The following is a 1,405-nucleotide window of genomic DNA, read 5'->3' as shown; positions in this document are numbered from 1 at the left end:
CGGCGGGCGCCGCGGCGTAGCGGCCCCGGGCATCCGTCGGCTCGTGCGCCCACCCCGCGCGCGCGCCGGGCCCGGAGGACGTACTGGCCTAGAATGTCGGGGTACAGAACCACCGTGACGGGAGAGGCATGTCCGGGCATTCCAAGTGGGCGACGACCAAGCACAAGAAGGCCGTCATCGACGCGCGCCGTGCGAAGTCGTTCGCCAAGCTCATCAAGAACATCGAGGTCGCGGCCAAGCTCGGCGGCGCCGACCTGAACGGCAACCCGACCCTGTACGACGCGGTGCAGAAGGCCAAGAAGACGTCGGTCCCGAACGACAACATCGATCGCGCCATCAAGCGCGGCGCCGGCATCGGCGGCGAGGCGGTCGAGTACCAGAACATCACCTACGAGGCCTACGGCCCCAACGGCGTCGCCCTCATGATCGAGGTGCTCACCGACAACAAGAACCGCGCCGCCGCGGAGGTCCGTACCGGCCTCAACCGCAACGGCGGCACGCTGGCGGACCCGGGTTCGGTCGCCTACAACTTCACCCGCAAGGGCGTGATCGTCGTCACCGGCGAGGGCACGACCGAGGACGACGTCATGATGGCGGCGCTCGAGGCCGGTGCCGAGGAGATCGAGCCGCACGCGCAGGGCTTCGAGGTCATCACCGACCCGTCCGCGATGGTCGAGATCCGCAAGGCGCTGCAGGAGGCGGGCCTCGACTACGAGTCGGCCGACGTCGAGTTCGTGCCGAACCTCAAGGTCGAGATCGACGCCGACACGGCGCGCAAGGTGTTCCGGCTCATCGATGCGCTGGAGGACAGCGACGACGTGCAGAACGTCTACAGCAACTTCGACCTGAGCCCCGAGGTGCAGGCCGAACTCGAGGCCGAGGACTAGGCCGATCGCCGTGCGCGTGCTCGGCATCGACCCCGGACTCACGCGCTGCGGCGTGGGCGTGGTCGACGTCGAGCCGAACCGCACGGCGAAGCTCGTCGACGTCGTCGTGCTGCGCTCGCCCGCCGACCTCGACACGCCGCGACGCCTGGCGCGCATCGCCGACGGACTCGAGGCGATCCTCGAGGAGCACCGCCCGCAGGCGGTCGCGCTCGAGCGCGTGTTCGCACGGTCCGACGTCTCGACGATCATGGGCACCGCCCAGATCTCGGGCGTCGCGATGCTCATCGCCGCCCGCCGCGTGCTGCCGGTCGCGCTGCACACCCCGAGCGAGGTGAAGGCGGCGATCACCGGCTACGGACGTGCCGACAAGGCCCAGGTCGGCGCGATGGTCGCCCGAATCCTCGGGCTCGAGTCGGTGCCCAAGCCGGCGGATGCCGCGGACGCGCTCGCGCTCGCGATCTGCCACGCCTGGCGGACCGGGGGAGCGGCCGGCGCGGCGATCGCCGACGCCCCGTCCG

General features: G+C 70.7%; 2 protein-coding genes. Both read left to right on the top strand.

The genetic code is table 11. The annotated features are described in order from the left end of the window. Positions 1 to 128 precede the first annotated feature (128 nt). Positions 129 to 887, top strand: coding sequence for a YebC/PmpR family DNA-binding transcriptional regulator (locus tag ESO86_RS16985; protein ID WP_129235961.1), 759 nt, complete (start codon positions 129 to 131; stop codon positions 885 to 887). A 10-nt stretch (positions 888 to 897) separates the two neighbouring features. After that, positions 898 to 1,405 (top strand): crossover junction endodeoxyribonuclease RuvC (gene ruvC, locus ESO86_RS16980; protein ID WP_207207207.1); only part of this gene is annotated, 508 nt, incomplete at its 3' end.

Source organism: Agromyces binzhouensis, from assembly GCF_004135055.1.
GTDB lineage: Bacteria > Actinomycetota > Actinomycetes > Actinomycetales > Microbacteriaceae > Agromyces > Agromyces binzhouensis.
This window is presented reverse-complemented; position numbering and strand designations above follow the sequence as displayed.